General features: G+C 67.0%; 12 protein-coding genes, 1 tRNA gene and 1 pseudogene. 8 read left to right on the forward strand and 6 right to left on the reverse strand.

Features of this window, described 5'->3' with window-relative positions; translation table 11 throughout:
* Nucleotides 1-38: 38 nt before the first annotated feature.
* Nucleotides 39-542, reverse strand: a complete 504-nt coding sequence (queF, locus tag SR3_RS22995) for a preQ(1) synthase (RefSeq protein ID WP_084455850.1) — start codon at nt 540-542, stop codon at nt 39-41.
* Between the two features lie 158 nt (nt 543-700).
* Here queF and SR3_RS23000 point away from each other — a divergent pair, with 158 nt between their 5' ends.
* The 8 genes from SR3_RS23000 (at nt 701) to SR3_RS23035 (ending at nt 8,594) form a co-directional block, all read left to right on the forward strand.
* Entirely contained in the window at nt 701-2,371 is a 1,671-nt protein-coding gene (locus SR3_RS23000) for a hypothetical protein (protein WP_068091099.1), read from the forward strand.
* Nucleotides 2,372-2,514: 143 nt separating this feature from the next.
* Nucleotides 2,515-3,372: a 3-mercaptopyruvate sulfurtransferase gene (sseA, locus tag SR3_RS23005; protein WP_068091100.1), complete on the forward strand. Its 858-nt coding sequence runs from the start codon at nt 2,515-2,517 to the stop codon at nt 3,370-3,372.
* 10 nt (nt 3,373-3,382) lie between these two features.
* The gene (metC, locus tag SR3_RS23010) at nt 3,383-4,606 is read left to right on the forward strand and encodes a cystathionine beta-lyase (RefSeq protein WP_068091101.1); all 1,224 of its coding nucleotides are present in this window, start codon (nt 3,383-3,385) and stop codon (nt 4,604-4,606) included.
* Nucleotides 4,607-4,697: 91 nt separating this feature from the next.
* Nucleotides 4,698-5,465 carry a uroporphyrinogen-III C-methyltransferase gene (cobA, locus tag SR3_RS23015; RefSeq protein ID WP_068091102.1) on the forward strand — a complete coding sequence of 256 codons (768 nt, stop codon included), beginning with the start codon at nt 4,698-4,700 and terminating at the stop codon, nt 5,463-5,465.
* Nucleotides 5,462-5,752, forward strand: a complete 291-nt coding sequence (locus SR3_RS23020; RefSeq protein WP_068091103.1) for a DUF2849 domain-containing protein — start codon at nt 5,462-5,464, stop codon at nt 5,750-5,752. Before cobA ends, SR3_RS23020 begins: the two co-directional genes overlap by 4 nt.
* Entirely contained in the window at nt 5,752-7,386 is a 1,635-nt protein-coding gene (locus tag SR3_RS23025) for a nitrite/sulfite reductase (RefSeq protein WP_068091105.1), read from the forward strand. Before SR3_RS23020 ends, SR3_RS23025 begins: the two co-directional genes overlap by 1 nt.
* Nucleotides 7,379-7,810: a DUF934 domain-containing protein gene (locus tag SR3_RS23030; protein ID WP_068091106.1), complete on the forward strand. Its 432-nt coding sequence runs from the start codon at nt 7,379-7,381 to the stop codon at nt 7,808-7,810. Before SR3_RS23025 ends, SR3_RS23030 begins: the two co-directional genes overlap by 8 nt.
* A gap of 1 nt (nt 7,811) precedes the next feature.
* Nucleotides 7,812-8,594 carry a phosphoadenylyl-sulfate reductase gene (locus SR3_RS23035; protein ID WP_068091108.1) on the forward strand — a complete coding sequence of 261 codons (783 nt, stop codon included), beginning with the start codon at nt 7,812-7,814 and terminating at the stop codon, nt 8,592-8,594.
* 270 nt (nt 8,595-8,864) lie between these two features.
* Here the strand turns inward: SR3_RS23035 and SR3_RS23040 are convergent, their stop codons facing one another.
* From SR3_RS23040 to SR3_RS31945, 5 genes and pseudogenes are all read right to left on the reverse strand, one after another.
* Nucleotides 8,865-9,782 carry an NAD-dependent epimerase/dehydratase family protein gene (locus tag SR3_RS23040; RefSeq protein ID WP_068091110.1) on the reverse strand — a complete coding sequence of 306 codons (918 nt, stop codon included), beginning with the start codon at nt 9,780-9,782 and terminating at the stop codon, nt 8,865-8,867.
* A complete protein-coding gene (gene proB / locus SR3_RS23045; RefSeq protein ID WP_068091112.1) occupies nt 9,779-10,930 on the reverse strand; it encodes a glutamate 5-kinase in 1,152 nt (383 codons plus the stop codon). Before proB ends, SR3_RS23040 begins: the two co-directional genes overlap by 4 nt.
* Before the next feature lie 388 nt (nt 10,931-11,318).
* Nucleotides 11,319-12,374 (reverse strand): GTPase ObgE, encoded by a 1,056-nt coding sequence (gene obgE / locus SR3_RS23050; protein WP_068091124.1) that lies wholly within the window; start codon nt 12,372-12,374, stop codon nt 11,319-11,321.
* 154 nt (nt 12,375-12,528) lie between these two features.
* Nucleotides 12,529-12,604 (reverse strand) — tRNA-Ala (locus SR3_RS23055).
* Between the two features lie 117 nt (nt 12,605-12,721).
* Nucleotides 12,722-13,349 (reverse strand): annotated as a pseudogene (locus SR3_RS31945) (hypothetical protein); the annotation flags it as partial.

A 13,349-nucleotide genomic window follows, 5' to 3' on the forward strand; every position in this document is an offset into this window, starting at 1 on the left:
ACCCTGCCTGACGCGCCAGCCTCATCAGCCCGTTTTCCTCAACCACGTCCGCGGTACGAAGCAACACCCTGATCGGGCACCCACAGCCCGGCGGGCGGCGCATCGGACTGCCAGAAGACATCGATAGGAATGCCGCCGCGCGGATACCAATAGCCGCCGATGCGCAGCCAGCGGGGCTTCATCTCGTCGAACAGGCGTTGGCCGATGCCCACGGTTACATCCTCATGGAAGCCCGCATGGTTACGGAACGAGCCGAGGAACAGCTTGAGCGACTTGGATTCCACGATGGTGTCGCCCGGCGCGTAATCCAGCACCAGATGGGCGAAATCGGGCTGGCCGGTGACGGGGCACAGCGAAGTGAACTCAGGCGCGGCAAAACGCACCAGATAAAACGAGCCGACGCGCGGATTGGGCACGTAATCGAGCTGCGCTTCCTCGGGCGAGCCCGGCAGGCGGCTGGTCTGGCCAAGATGAAGAGCGCCCTGCGCGTAATGCGGCGTGGCGGGATTGGAAAGGTGATCTGACTCGGGGGGATTGCTCATGGATCGCTCATGCCGCCAAGCGCGCCGGGCCGCAAGGGTGAATGCCTTGAACAGCCCCTCCGCTTTAGGGGGCAGACAGGCGAATATTTAAGTATTACCCACGGGTTGGGGCGCGAGAGGCAGCGCCCTATAGTGTTGTTAACGGGGCAAGCGGAGATATGATGTTGCGTGAGGGCATGATGCTGGGGGCGATCATCGCAGCCGCGAGCGTGGCGCCCTGCGCATGGGTGACGCCCTCGGCGACGGCGCAATCCATCGGTGACTGGTCGGCCAGCTATCATGGCCAGGCCGGAACGCCATCCGGTGCTCCAGCCAGCACGCCATCAGCCAGCGCCAGCCAGCCCGCGCCGCGAATCGAGGCGGCGCCGATCTTCACCCCCACGCCCAGCCCCTCGCCGCATGCCACGAACAAGCCCAAACCCGTCGAAAAGCCCAAGGCTGAGGCAAAACCGGCGGAAAAGCGGCATGAGGCCGAGCCCCGGCATGAAAAACCCGCGCCGCAAGCCACGACCCCGAAGGCTGCCGCCCCGGCCCAGCACAAGCCGGCGCATGTCGAGCCTGCCGCTCCGGTGGCCCATGCTCCGGCCACGCCGAAGGCGCCGCCGCCCGTGGCCGCCCATCCAACGCCAGCCCCTGTCGCCAAGCCGACGCCGCAACCCAGCGTGACCGCCAGCCCGGCGCCTGTGGCCACGCCCTCGCCCGCCGCGAGCGCTTCGCCGACGCCCGCCGCCACTGCGACGCCCGCGCCCCGCCCCTCGCCGCGCCTGCCCGCGCCCAGGCCGGCAGCAGCGCCTGCTCCGGCTACGGCGCCGTTTTCGGATAATTTGCCGCAATGGCCGCTGGGGGTCGCCGCGCTGCTGGGCGGACTTGGCGGCTGGCTGCTGTGGCGCCGCAAGAGCAAGCCCGCGCCCGAGGAGGCGCCCGAAGAAGCAGAGGCCGCCGAACCCGCCCCCGTCGAAGCAGCGCAGGCCGAAGAAACGCCGGAGCCCATTCCGGTTGCGCCGCCTGCCCCGCCCGTCGCCGAGCCTGAGCCGCTGCCCGTCTTCAAGCCCGCTGCGCTGGCGGAGGCGCCCGCGCCCGTCACGCCCGCAGAGCCGATCCCCGATGAACTCTCGCTCGATTTCGAGCCGACACGCTTTGCCACCACCCTCTCCGAAGCCACATTGCGCTATCGCCTGACGGTGACCAACCTGAGCGCCGAACCGCTGGGCCCGCTGGCGATCAACGGCAGAATGGAAGCCGCCTCTCCCGAGGAAGAGCCGGAAGAGGAACAGGCCGAACCCGCAGCGCAAGCCGCGCCCGAGCCGCCTGCTCCGCCGCGCGCCATCACCGGCTTCCAGCCCAATCCGCAATTCGCGCCGCACCCGGTGGAAGAGCCCGAAACCATCGCCCCCGCAGCCGGGCCGGAAACCCCCGAGCCCGCAAGCGAAAACGGCGACACCGCGCCTGACGCCCCGGCGCCCGCCCCGGAAGACCCGCAGGTCGACGCTCCCGAGCAGGAACCGGCCCCCTCCCCCACGGATTTCGCCGAACTGCACCGGCTGATGATCCTGCGCCCGGGCGAAAGCACCGAGCTGCGCGGGCAAATCCATCTGCCGCTCTCGGCCATCACGCCGCTGCGGGTGGGCGCGGCCGAGCTTTTCGTGCCGCTCGTGCATTTCACGGTCGAGGGCGAGAGAATTGTGGATGAAGGCAATCCGCCTCCGGCCACGGGCGCACTCAGCCTGATGGTGGGGGAAAAGGCGCGCGCACAGGCCGCGCTCGCCCCGTTCCGGCTGGATACCGGGCCCATGATCGCCGGCGAATTGACCACCCGTGCGCTGCCCTGAGCCCGCCCAAGGCACCGCAAAGCTGAAACAATCCATCCTTTCCAGCAACAGAACCGACAAAAACCGCATCAGCGCCATTGCGGTTCGCGCCACAGGCTCGTAATCCCTTCGCACTCGCAGCGAACGGAGGCGCGCGCAGGGTCATGGAAAGTCTGGTCAGCACTGAATGGTTGGCGGGGGAGAGCATCGCCTCTGACCTGCGCATCCTCGATGCGAGCAGCCACCTGCCCGATACGGGTCGCCATGCTTTCGGCGAGTTCGAAAGCGGGCATATCGATGGCGCGATCTTCATGGATCTGGCGGGGTTGATCGACGAGGACTCGCCAGTCGAGAACACCTTGCCCTCGCCCGAGAAATTCGCCAGCCGCATGGCCCTGCTGGGTCTGGGCGACGGCAGCCGCATCGTGCTTTACGATGATTCGGCGATCCACAGCGCGGCGCGCGCGTGGTTCGTGCTGCGGCTGTTCGGGGCGCAGAATGTGGCCATTCTCGATGGCGGCTTCGCCAAATGGAAGGCCGAGGATCGCGCGATCAACACCGGCCATATCGACCTGCGCAAACGCCATTTTACCGCATGGCACAATGACAAGGCCCTGCGCTCCAAAGCCCAGATGATGGGCAACATCCAGTCGAAGGCCGAGCAGGTGGTCGATGCGCGCGGCGCGGCGCGTTTTGCGGGGACCGCCCCTGAACCACGCGCGGGTATGCAGCCCGGCCATATCCCCGGCGCGCTCAACGTGCCTTACACCAGCCTTTACAACGCCGACGGCACCTTCAAGGACAAACCCGCCCTGCGCGCCGCCTTCGAGGGCGCGGGCGTCGATCTGTCCCGCCCCATCGTCACCTCCTGCGGCAGCGGCGTGACGGCCTGCGTGCTGATTTTCGCGCTGCATCTGCTCGGCAAGAACGATGTCGCGCTCTATGACGGCAGCTGGGCGGAATGGGGCGCCGATCCGCAGACGCCCAAGGAAACCGGCCCCTCCCCCGCGATTTCGCACTGAAAGCATCCCCATGAGTTTCGACGATGAGCAGCGCCCCGCCACCAAGCTGGTGACCAGCGGGCGCCGCGACGAATGGACCGGCACCGGCGCTCATCCCGCCGCCGTGGTCAGCCCGCCGGTGTGGCGCGCCTCGACGCATTTGTACCCCAACATGACCGCCCTGCGCGCCGAAACCGGCCAGAATGCCGATGGCCGCTTCTATTACGGCCGGCGCGGCGCCCCCACCCAATGGGCGCTGGCCGAGGCGCTGACCCAGCTTGAGCCCGGCGCGGCGGGCACGGTGCTCTATCCCAGCGGCGTGGCGGCGATTGCTGGCGTATTGCTCACAGTGCTGAAGCCCGGCGACGTGCTGCTGATGACCGACAATGCCTATGAGCCCAGCCGCTCGCTGGCCAAGGGCCTGCTGGCCGAGATCGGTGTGGAAACCCGCTGGTTCGCACCCGATGGGGTGGAGGATTTCACCGCCCAACTGTGCCCCCGCGTCAAGGCCGTGCTGCTGGAATCGCCCGGCAGCCTGACGATGGAGGTGCATGACCTACCCGCCATTCTGGCCCTGTGCCGTCAGCATGGCATCACCTCCATTCTCGACAACACCTGGGCCAGCCCGCTGGGTCTGGCCAGCCTGCCGATGGGGGTGGACATCACGCTGATGGCGCTGACCAAGCATGTCGGCGGGCACAGCGATCTGATGATGGGCAGCGCCTCTGCCGGGGCGGAATGGTATGACAAGCTGCGCCGCCGCGCGCAGATGCTGGGCAATGTCGTCTCGCCCGATGATGCGGCGCTGGCGCTGCGCGGCCTGCGCACCATGGGCGTGCGGCTGAAGCAATCGACCGCCTCGGCGCTGGCCCTGGCCGAATGGCTGCAAACAAGGCCCGAGGTGGCGCGCGTGCTGTGCCCAATGCTGCCCGGAACGCCCGGCCATGATCTGTGGGCGCGCGATTTCACCGGCGGTTGCGGGTTGTTCAGCTTCGTCTTCAAGGGCGGCACCAGCGGCTCGCGTGACCGTTTTATCGATGCGCTGGACCTGTTCGGCATCGGCTACAGCTGGGGCGGCTTTGAAAGTCTGGCCACGCCCGTCGATCCCGCGCGCATCCGCAAGCCGGAAAGCTGGCCCCTGCCCGGCCTCGACGCGGACGACCGCTATGGTGTGCGTCTGGCCATCGGGCTGGAAGATCCACAGGATCTGATTGCCGATATGGAACGGGCTTTGGCGGTGTGGGCGGAAGGTTGAAACGCCCACGCAGCCTCGACACAAGATTCCCTACCCCCACCCATAGCCAATCTGCCTTTCATCTGGCTGCGGAGAGGACCAAGGGGGCGCCATGAACCCCTTACCTTCCTCGACTGGCAAGATCTGGCTGGTGGGCGCCGGCCCCGGCGATCCCGACCTGCTCACCCTGCGCGCGGCGCGGCTGGTGATGGGCGCGAAGGTGATCGTGCATGACGGGCTTGTCGATCCGCGCATTCTGGCCATGGCCCCGGCCAGCGCGAAGCTGGTTTCCGTGGCCAAGCGCCGCAGCCGCCATTCGATGCCTCAGGATGAGATCAACGCCCTGCTGGTCAGCGAGGCTCTGGCGGGCCGCGATGTGGTGCGCCTGAAGGGCGGCGACCCCTTCGTCTTCGGGCGCGGCGGTGAGGAAGCCGAAGCCGCCCGCGCCGCCGGCGTTACTGTTGAAGTCGTGCCCGGCATTTCCGCCGCCATCGGCGCTGCCGCTGCCGCACAGCTGCCGCTGACGCATCGCAATGCGGCCAGCGTGGTCAGCTTCGTGGCCGGGCAGTGCAAGGGGCTGTCGGAACAGAACTGGGCGGGGCTGGCCGGGCATGGCCGCACGCTGGTGATCTATATGGGTCTGGCCAATGCCGATCCCATCGCCGACAAGCTGATGGCCGATGGCCTCGCGCCCGACACCCCCGTCGCCGTGGTGGAAAATGCCGCGCGCCCCGAAATGCGGGTGCTGCGCGGTCCGCTGGCGGGGCTTGGCACGCTGGTCAAGGATCACCATGTGGTCAGCCCGGCGCTGATCATCATCGGCGCGATCACCGCGCTGGAAGACAACAACCTCGCAATGGCAGTGGAGGCCGAAGCGTGAAGATCATCACAGGCAATGACCTGAAAAGTGGCGCCGTCACCTGGTGGGACGGCAAGGGCTGGTCGCTGCATGTCAACGACGCCGTGGCCGTGGAGGCCGATGCCGCCGCCATCATCGCCGAGGAAGAGGCCACCCGCCGCGTCACCGGAGCCTACACTGTCGATGCCGAGCAGGGCGCGGATGGCATTCGCCCCGCCCATATCAAGGAGCGTATCCGCGCCCTTGGGCCCACGGTGCGGCTCGACCTGTCGCTTGATCCTTCCGCCACGCCTGATCGGGTGCTGTAATGTACGCCTATGACAAATACGACCAGGCCATGGTCGATGCCCGCGTCGCCGAATTCCGCGACCAGACCCGCCGCCGCATCGAGGGATCGCTAAGCGAGGAGAAATTCCGCCCGCTGCGCCTGCAGAACGGGCTCTATCTCCAGCTACACGCCTATATGCTGCGCGTGGCCGTGCCCTATGGCACGCTGAGCAGCGCGCAGATGCATGTGCTGGGCGACATCGCGGACAAGTATGACCGTGGTTATGGCCATTTCACCACCCGCCAGAACATCCAGTACAACTGGATCAAGCTGGATGAGACGCCCGACATTCTGGCCGAGCTGGCCAAGGTGGAAATGCATGCCATCCAGACCAGCGGCAACTGCATCCGCAACATCTCGTCCGACCAGTATGCCGGTGCCTCGCCTGAGGAGCTGATCGACCCGCGCCCCTATGCCGAGCTGATGCGCCAGTGGTCCAGCTTCCACCCGGAATTCCTGGCCCTGCCACGCAAGTTCAAGATCTGCGTGATCGCCAGCGAGACCGACCGCGCCGCCATGCGCCTGCACGACATCGGAATCCGCATCGTGAAGAATGACGCGGGCGAGATCGGCGCCTCCTTCTATGTCGGCGGCGGCATGGGGCGCACGCCCTTTATCGCGCCGCTGCTCAATGCCTTTGTGCCGCTCGATCAGCTGATCACCTATGCCGAGGCCGCGCTGCGCGTCTACAACCGCTATGGCCGCCGCGACAACAAGTACAAGGCCCGCATCAAGATCCTCGTCCACGAGCTGGGGCTGGAAGAATACAAGCGCCAGGTGGAGGAGGAATTCGCCCATCTGCAAAGCCAGGACATCGAGCCGCCGCTCGCCGAGCTGGAGCGCATCAAGGCCCATTTCGCCGATCCCGCCTTCGAGGCTGGCCTGAGCGACGATCTGGACCTCTCCAACCCCGGTTTCGCGCGCTGGGTGAGGGCCAACACCGCGCCGCACAAGGTGCCGGGCTATGCCATCGCCACCATCAGCCTGAAGCCCGCGGGCGGCATCCCCGGCGATGCCAGCGCGGACCAGATCCGCGAGATGGCGGCGCTGGCCAAGGCCTACAGCCTCGACGAACTGCGCGTCACCCACGCCCAGAACATCGTGCTGCCGCATGTGAAGAAGGCCGATCTCTTCGCCCTGTGGCAGCGTCTGGATGCCGCTGGCCTCGCCACCGCCAATCTGGATGCCATCACCGACATCATCGCCTGCCCCGGTCTGGACTATTGCTCGCTGGCCAATGCGCGCTCGATTCCCCTGGCGCAGAAGATCAGCAGCCGCTTCACCGACAATGGCAAGGAAGAGGCGCTGGGCGAGCTGAAGCTGAAGATCTCCGGCTGCATCAACGCCTGCGGCCACCACCACGCGGGCCATATCGGCATTCTCGGCGTGGACCGCAAGGGCGTGGAAAACTACCAGCTGCTGCTGGGCGGCAGCGAGGGCGCCGATACCTCGCTGGGCCAGATCACCGGCCCCGGCTTCAGCGAAGATGGCGTGGTCGACGCCATCGACCGCGTAACCGACCTCTATCTGAACCAGCGTGAAGAGGGCGAACGCTTCCTCGACACCTATCGCCGCCTCGGCATGGCGCCCTTCAAGGAGGTGATCTATGGCTGATCCCCAGTTCCTGTTCCGCGATGAGGCGGCCTCCGCCCCCGCCGTGCCCCTCTCCGCCTTCGGTGAGGACACCAACGCCACCGCCGTCCGCATCGAGCCCGCCGATGATGCGCGCGCGCTGCTCCCCCACCTCGACCGCCTGTCGCTGGTGGAAGTGAGCTTCCCCGCCTTCACCGACGGGCGCGGCTTCTCCTCGGCCCGCATCCTGCGTGAGGCGGGCTACACCGGCGAGCTGCGCGCCACCGGCGACATCGGCGTGGATATGCTGACCCACCTGCGCCGCGTGGGCTTCGATGCCATCGCGCCCGCCACCCAGCTGGACGCCGCCGAGGCCGAAACCGCCTTCAACACCTGGCCAGAGGTCTATCAGGCCACGGTGGTCGATGGCCGCAAGCCCATCTGGGCGCTGCGTCACGGACTCTGATATGGCAACCCAGCGCATCATCGACCAGATCGACACCTCCCCCGCCTTCACGCAAGGCGACGCGGCGGCGCTCAACCTGCGCTTCGCCGAGGTCTCGACGGAAGAGCTGCTCCACGCCGTGCTGGTGGACAAGGTGGCGGGCAACACCACCCTTGTCTCCAGCTTCGGCGCGGACAGCGCGGTGCTGCTGCATCTGGCCTCGCGGATCGATCCTACGGTACCCGTGCTGTTCCTCGAAACCGGCAAGCATTTCCCCGAAACGCTGGCCTACCGCGACGAACTGGTCGAACGCCTGGGCCTGACGAACCTTATCAACCTGCACCCCGATGAAGAGGTGCTGGCCAAAAAGGACAAGGAAGGCCTGCGCTGGTCCTACGACCCCGATGGCTGCTGCGAGATCCGCAAGGTCATCCCGCTGGCCAAGGCGCTGGCTTCGTTCGACAGCACTGTGACCGGTCGCAAGGGCTTCCAGGCCGCCACCCGCGCGGGCCTGCCCCGCTTCGAGCTGGACAAGTCCGACGCTGCGGGCCGCCTGAAGGTCAATCCCCTGATCGACTGGGACGCCGCGCGGATCGCCGCCTATTTCGCCGAGCACGATCTGCCCGCGCATCCGCTGGTGGCGCAGGGCTATCCCTCGATCGGTTGCGCGCCCTGCACCAGCAAGGTGGCGCCCGGTGAAGATCCCCGCTCAGGCCGTTGGCGCGGGTGGGACAAGACCGAATGCGGCATCCATGTCCCGGGCAAGGATGACGAACTGCCTCCGGGGTATGAACCGGCTTTTTAAGGTTTGAAGAAAAGGTAATGCGAGGGCCATCGCCCTCGCGCTCCCTTTACTGTCTTCGTTGCGCATAGGGTTCGGCCTTGCGCCCAGCTTGCTGTGCCGCAGGCTTTAATCCCATGATTGGCCTGAACATTCACTGCCTGCGGCGCTTTATGTCGCGCAGGTGGAGAGCCGTGGCGCAAGGATCGGGCGCCACTGCGGCCTCGTCGGAAGACGTAAAGGGAGCGCGAGGGCGATGGCCCTCGCTTCTTCTCTTCCTGCCTTAAAATGAACCTACAGCCATTCTTCCCGCCGATACCACTCGGCGGTAGAGGCCAGCCCGCTGCGCGTATCGATGGCGGGCTCCCAGATCGAGGCAGGCACGCGCGCCTCGGCGGACACCACCCAATCGGGATGAATCATATAGCCCACGCGGTCCTGAGTCAGCTTGGCCTTGGCGCCACGGAAGGTGCCATCGAGGCTGGCGCCCCAGCGCATCAGGCGCTCCGAGAGCTGCACCACCTTCGCCCGGCGGCCCATGGCGGCGCCGATGGCGCGGGCGAGGTCATCGTGAGCCCAGCCTTCGGGGATGCCGTCATCGGGCTCGAAGGTCTGGCTGGTGACCTCCTCGCCGCCGGGCAGCAGGGCCAGCAGCAGCCGGGCGAGATCCTCGACATGGACGATGGAGGCGCGGCCACCGGCGGGCACGGGCACGATGCCGTATTTCGCCGCGCGGAAGATTTCGAACACCTCCTTGTCGCGCGGGCCGTAGATCGTGGGCGGGCGCACGATGGTCCAGTCGAGGCCGCTGGCCTTCACGATATGCTCGGCGCGGGCCTTGGAGGCGCCATAGGCAGAGAGATCGGGCTCGCGCGCGGAGAGCGAGGAGACGAAGATAAAGCGCGGCACGCCAGCGGCCAGCGCGGCCTCCAGCATGGTCAGCGTGCCGGTGACGTTGGCGCGGGTGAACTCGTCAGGATCGGGCGTGTTCACCACGCCGGCCACATGCAGCACCGCTTCGGCATCGCGCATCAGGGCGGCAAGGGCGCGGCGGTCGTCGAGGTCGCCCTGCACCCAGTCGACGCCCGGCATATCGGGCATGGGGCGGCGGGCCAGCGCGCGCACCTGCATGCCGCAGCGCGCGGCTTCCTCCAACACGGCCTGCCCGACGAAGCCCGTGCCGCCGGTCAGGGCCAGCAGGGGGGCGCTCATACCATCACCAGCTGGTCGCGGTGGACGATGGCCGGGCGCGGGGCATAGCCGAGGATCGCGGCCTGCTCGGCGGACTGGCGGCCCAGCAGACTGGCGCATTCGCCCGCATCATACTCGCAGAGGCCATGGGCGATGACCACGCCATCCTGCGCCTTGATCGCCACGGCGTCGCCGCGCTGGAACTGGCCCTCGACGGCGGTGATCCCGGCGGCGAGCAGGCTGGCGCCCTCGCCCAGAGCGCGCACCGCGCCCGCATCGACCACCAGCGAGCCCTTCAGGCGCAGGCGTCCGCCCAGCCACGCCTTGCGCGCGGCGCTGCGGGCGCGGGCGGCGCGCGGCAGGAACAGCGTGGCGATGCCCTGCTCGATCACGCGGGCAATGGGCTTGTCCTTGGTGCCATTGCCGATGGCCAGCGCAATGCCCGCCAGCTCGGCGATCTCGGCGGCCTGCAGCTTGGAGATCATCCCGCCCGAGCCCATGCCGCTGCCCGAAACGGGGCTGGCCATGGCGCGGATTTCGTCGGTGACTCCCGTCACCACGGGCAGCAGCTGCGCGCCGGGTTCGGAAGGATGGCGATCGTACAGGCCATCGACATCCGAGAGCAGCAGCACCGCATCGGCCCGCGCCGCCTGAGCCACGCGTGCGGCAAGCCGGTCATTGTCGCCAAAGCGGATTTCCTGCGTGGCGACCGAATCGTTCTCATTGATGACAGGCACCGCGCCCGCGTCCAGCAGGCGGGTCAGCGTGGCGGTGACGTTGAGGTAGCGGCGGCGGTCCTCCAGATCCTCCAGGGTGAGGAGAAGCTGGGCGGCGGTCAGCCCATGCGCGCCCAGCAGCTCGGCCCACAGGCCCGACAACGCGATCTGCCCCACAGCCGCCGCCGCCTGAGCATCCGCCAGACTGCCCCGGCCGCCCTTATCCAGCTTCAGCTTGCGCGCACCCAGCGCGATGGCTCCGGAGGATACCACGATCACATCCTGTCCGCGTGCTTTGGCCTGGGCGATCTCCGCCATCAGCTCCGTCAGCCACGCACGGCGCGGGCCGTCCTTGTCCACCAACAGCGCCGAACCGACCTTGATCACAAGGCGGGGGCAAAGCGTGGCATCGGCCAGATCGGCAAGCGTGGAAAGGCGGGCAGGCTTGGACATTGATGGCGCTTAGGGGAAAGCCGAAGATGGGGAAAGAGGCTTCCAAGCCAAGTGGATGAGGGAAAGAGACGAAAGGAAAAAAGCGATGCTAAGGGGTTACAGGTGGATTCAGAGGTAGGAAGAGAGAAATGCGAGGGTCATCACCCTCGCGCTCCCTTTAATGTCTACGTTGCGCATCAGGTTCGGCCATGGCGCTAAGTTTGCCGCGCCGCAGGCATCAAAACCCCAAACACAACGCTAAATCACAAGGTAACTGCCCGCGGCGCCCTAGCCAGCGCAGATGGAGAGGCTGGGCGCACCGATGCGGCGCCCCTGCCCTAGCGTCGGAAGACGTTATGGGAGCGCGAGGGTGTAACACCCTCGCACCTTCTCTTCCTGCCCTAAAACCTTAATCCAGAGGCGACCAAGGCTTGTCTTCGGCCTCTTCCCGTTCGCCGGTCGGGCGCTCGGTCACGGTCGCGGCGGGCAGGTAGGAAATCACGGCATCCAGCAGGGCATCGAAACCCGCACCGGTCGCGCCCGAAATCGGGAACACGCGATCCGCACCGGCAGCGATCAGCTCGGCGGCATAGGCCTGCGCCAGTTCGCTGTCGGCCTGATCGATCTTGTTCAGTGCCACCAGACGCGGCTTTTCGTCCAGACCCTCGCCATAGGCGGCCAGTTCGTCTTCCACGATCTGCATCGCTTCCACGGGCTCCTTGCCCGCGATGTCGATCAGGTGAACCAGCACGCGGCAGCGCTCGATATGGCCCAGGAAGCGGTCGCCCACGCCCGCGCCCTCAGCCGCGCCGGCGATCAGGCCGGGAATGTCGGCCACGACGAATTCGCGGGCCTTGTGGCGCACCACGCCCAGCTGCGGGCGCAGCGTGGTGAAGGCGTAATCGCCCACCTTGGCCTTGGTGTTGGAGATCTGGTTGATGAAGGTCGATTTGCCCGCATTGGGCAGGCCGACAAGGCCGACATCCGCCAGCAGCTTGAGGCGCAGCCACACCCACATCTCCTCGCCGGGCCAGCCGGGTCCGTGCTGGCGCGGGGCGCGGTTGGTGGAGGACTTGAAGCTGGCATTGCCGCGACCGCCGTCGCCGCCGCGCAGCAGCATGACCTGCTGGCCTGCCTCGGTGAGGTCAAGGAGAACGGTCTCGCGGTCATCGTCGAGCACCTGCGTGCCGATGGGAACGCGGATCACCAGATCTTCGCCGCCCGCGCCGGTGCGGTTGGTGCCCTGCCCGCCCATGCCGCGCTGGGCCTTGAAGTGCTGAGTGTAGCGGAAATCGATCAGCGTGTTGAGGCCAGCAACGGCCTCGAAAATGATGTCGCCGCCCTTGCCGCCGTCGCCGCCGTTGGGGCCGCCGTATTCGACGTATTTCTCGCGGCGGAAGGCCACGGCGCCGGGGCCGCCGCTGCCTGAGCGGATGTAAATCTTGGCCTGGTCGAGAAAATGCATATCAACTTCCGGACGATGGCGCGTGAAAACGCGCATATAGCACACAAACGCGCCAGCCCACAGCTTCAGCCAGAGAGTGCCTTAAGACACATCCCGGATGCAGCTGTGGGCTGGTGCGGATCGGCCCTGATCGACCGAAATCCTGTTGGTACACTGGTGGAGCCGAGGGGGATCGAACCCCTGACCTCGTCATTGCGAACGACGCGCTCTCCCAGCTGAGCTACGGCCCCGTTCCAGTGTTGCCTTGTCGGGAAGATCAGAGGCTTGCGCCGCTGGCTCCCGAGGGAGGCGACCCATTAGCGAATGGGCCGCCTCATGCAAAGCGAAAAATGCAGCCTTGATAAAGATCAGGGCTTGGTTGTCGGCGCCGGGGCGGCGGCAACCGGAGCCGGGCCGGCAGGGGCCGGAGCCGGGCTGCCGTACTTCGCCTGCCACTCGGCCAGATCGCTGCGGTACTTCTCGTAGGAAACGTAGAAGTCCTCATAGACCTTGGCGAAGCCGGTGAAGGCCGTGGCGGCGAAGGCGGGCAGTTCCTTGTCGGTCACCGTTGCGCTGTCATGCGCCACATGCAGCGCGGAGGCGCAGAAGTTGGGCAGCGTGGGCGGATAGGCGAAATAGTTGTAGAGGCTGGTGAGATAGGTCTCACGCTCCTTGAGCCAGGGCTTGCCGAACTTCTTGCGGAACAGCGCGTCGACGCTGCGGTTGGCAAGGGTCAGCGCCTTGGCGTGCTTCTTGAGGAAGGCGCTGTAGGCGGTGGTGATCTCGGCATATTGCGGATCGGTGCAGGTCAGCGCCGCCACGTTCCAGGCCGAGCGGAAGTTCCACACGCGCTGCGCATCCACCGTATCGACGAGGATGGTGTGACGCACGCCATCGGGGCCGATCACGGGGATCAGGGCGTTGGGCGTGGCGCCGCCCGGAGGGGTGGGCTTGGGCGGGATCACGATCACCGGCGGGGGCGGCGGGGGCGGCGGC

It is taken from the genome of Novosphingobium rosa NBRC 15208, from assembly GCF_001598555.1.
GTDB classification, from domain to species: Bacteria; Pseudomonadota; Alphaproteobacteria; order Sphingomonadales; family Sphingomonadaceae; genus Novosphingobium; species Novosphingobium rosa.

What these genes read in the sequence shown, in the direction of transcription:
- queF (WP_084455850.1), bottom strand. Translation starts at nt 542, where the DNA reads ATGAGCAATCCCCCCGAGTCAGATCACCTTTCCAATCCCGCCACGCCG.
- SR3_RS23000 (WP_068091099.1), top strand. Translation starts at nt 701, where the DNA reads ATGATGTTGCGTGAGGGCATGATGCTGGGGGCGATCATCGCAGCCGCG.
- sseA (WP_068091100.1), top strand. Translation starts at nt 2,515, where the DNA reads ATGGAAAGTCTGGTCAGCACTGAATGGTTGGCGGGGGAGAGCATCGCC.
- metC (WP_068091101.1), top strand. Translation starts at nt 3,383, where the DNA reads ATGAGTTTCGACGATGAGCAGCGCCCCGCCACCAAGCTGGTGACCAGC.
- cobA (WP_068091102.1), top strand. Translation starts at nt 4,698, where the DNA reads ATGAACCCCTTACCTTCCTCGACTGGCAAGATCTGGCTGGTGGGCGCC.
- SR3_RS23025 (WP_068091105.1), top strand. Translation starts at nt 5,752, where the DNA reads ATGTACGCCTATGACAAATACGACCAGGCCATGGTCGATGCCCGCGTC.
- SR3_RS23030 (WP_068091106.1), top strand. Translation starts at nt 7,379, where the DNA reads ATGGCTGATCCCCAGTTCCTGTTCCGCGATGAGGCGGCCTCCGCCCCC.
- SR3_RS23035 (WP_068091108.1), top strand. Translation starts at nt 7,812, where the DNA reads ATGGCAACCCAGCGCATCATCGACCAGATCGACACCTCCCCCGCCTTC.
- SR3_RS23040 (WP_068091110.1), bottom strand. Translation starts at nt 9,782, where the DNA reads ATGAGCGCCCCCCTGCTGGCCCTGACCGGCGGCACGGGCTTCGTCGGG.
- proB (WP_068091112.1), bottom strand. Translation starts at nt 10,930, where the DNA reads ATGTCCAAGCCTGCCCGCCTTTCCACGCTTGCCGATCTGGCCGATGCC.
- obgE (WP_068091124.1), bottom strand. Translation starts at nt 12,374, where the DNA reads ATGCATTTTCTCGACCAGGCCAAGATTTACATCCGCTCAGGCAGCGGC.